General features: G+C 56.0%; 2 protein-coding genes and 2 pseudogenes. 3 read left to right on the forward strand and 1 reads right to left on the reverse strand.

Going from position 1 to position 1,339, the window contains the following annotated elements; genetic code table 11:
- Positions 1-181, reverse strand: a pseudogene (locus U4E84_RS17530) (DUF4242 domain-containing protein); the annotation flags it as partial.
- A gap of 104 nt (positions 182-285) precedes the next feature.
- Here U4E84_RS17530 and U4E84_RS17535 point away from each other — a divergent pair.
- From U4E84_RS17535 to U4E84_RS17545, 3 genes and pseudogenes are all read left to right on the forward strand, one after another.
- Positions 286-924, forward strand: a complete 639-nt coding sequence (locus U4E84_RS17535) for an IS6 family transposase (protein WP_322533369.1) — start codon at positions 286-288, stop codon at positions 922-924.
- 97 nt (positions 925-1,021) lie between these two features.
- The gene (locus U4E84_RS17540; RefSeq protein ID WP_322533370.1) at positions 1,022-1,225 is read left to right on the forward strand and encodes a hypothetical protein; all 204 of its coding nucleotides are present in this window, start codon (positions 1,022-1,024) and stop codon (positions 1,223-1,225) included.
- Positions 1,219-1,339 (forward strand): annotated as a pseudogene (locus U4E84_RS17545) (carboxymuconolactone decarboxylase family protein); the annotation flags it as partial. The gene U4E84_RS17540 and the pseudogene U4E84_RS17545, both read left to right, overlap by 7 nt.

Consider the following 1,339-nt stretch of genomic DNA (forward strand, 5'->3'; position numbering starts at 1 on the left):
TAACCTGTCCATCCGCGTTCGTCAGTACCTCGGAACCAACCCACTTGATCCCTACACCTTCGTCACGGAGCGCTTTCAGTACCTCACCTGATTTCTCTCCGGCAGCTTCGAGATCTGCTTCGGTTATCGGTTCATCGAGTGCTCGTAAGATGAGGAAGTCCTCTAACTCTGTGTCGGACATTGTACAACTCATCTACTATTTCATAAAGAGCGTACTATAAATCCTATGGGGACAGAGTCGGTCGCGTTAAGTTAGAGAATGAGGCGGACGATGTCTGAGTGTCTATGGCAGAAATCGACCGCCTCAGCGAACGTATTGCGTGGATTGACTTGTCGTTTGTGGAGCGAGATCGGACTCCGCGATGGGCGATTGAAGTAGGGATCCGCTGTCACTTAGCCGGTATGTCGCTCCGCGAGGTAAGTAAACATCTCGAGAGGTTTGGGATCGATCGGAGTCACGTCGCTATTCACAACTGGGTACATAAAGCCGATCTACAGCCGATCTCGACCGTCTCAGAGGATCAACTTTCGGTTGACGAAAAGATGATCCGCCTTCACGGCCAGAAGTTCTGGCTGTACGGCGCGGTTGATCCACAGACGAACGAGATCCTTCACGTGAGTCTCTATCCGACCGCAAATAAACAGACGACGCGATGGTTTCTCACCGAGCCCCACCGGCGCTATCAGCTCGACAATGTGGAATTTCTCGTCGATGACGCAGACTATCTCGGATCAGTTCTCGCTGAAGACGGCTATCGATTTCAAATCATTCAACATGGAAATCGGAATGCTATCGAACGTGTCTTTTGGGAAATAGAACGACGAACATCATCGTTTGCGAATAGTTTCAGCAATGTCGCGTTAGAGACAGCTCAAAATTGGCTCGAAGCCCTCGCAGTCTACCACAATTCACGCCAAACTTAACGCGACCCGAATCGCCGCCGGCGTCAGTGGCGACACCGATCGCGGCGAACGATACCGAGTCGCGTACATCTATGCCCCGCCGCCGTGAGCGGCCCCTATGGCCCGCGTTCCCCACGCCGAGGCGGCTGACGTGCCGGACGAGTACGAGGCCATCTTAGCGTCGTCGCTTCAGGGGAAACCGCTCCACGTGTACCAGTCGATCGGCAACGACCCCGAGGTGTTGGCGGGCCTCCGGTCGTTCCTCGGTCGCTGTGGAGCGACAGCGGCCTCGCCGACCGGGAGCGCGAACTCGTCATCTTAGCGGTCACGAGCGAGGTCGGGAATCGCTACGAGTGGCACCAGCACGTTAACGTCGTCCGCGGCGTCGGGACCGACGACGCCGAGATCGCGGCGCTGTACGACGACGAGGCGGTCG

This window comes from Halorubrum sp. AD140, from assembly GCF_034497445.1.
In the GTDB taxonomy this organism is placed as follows: domain Archaea; phylum Halobacteriota; class Halobacteria; order Halobacteriales; family Haloferacaceae; genus Halorubrum.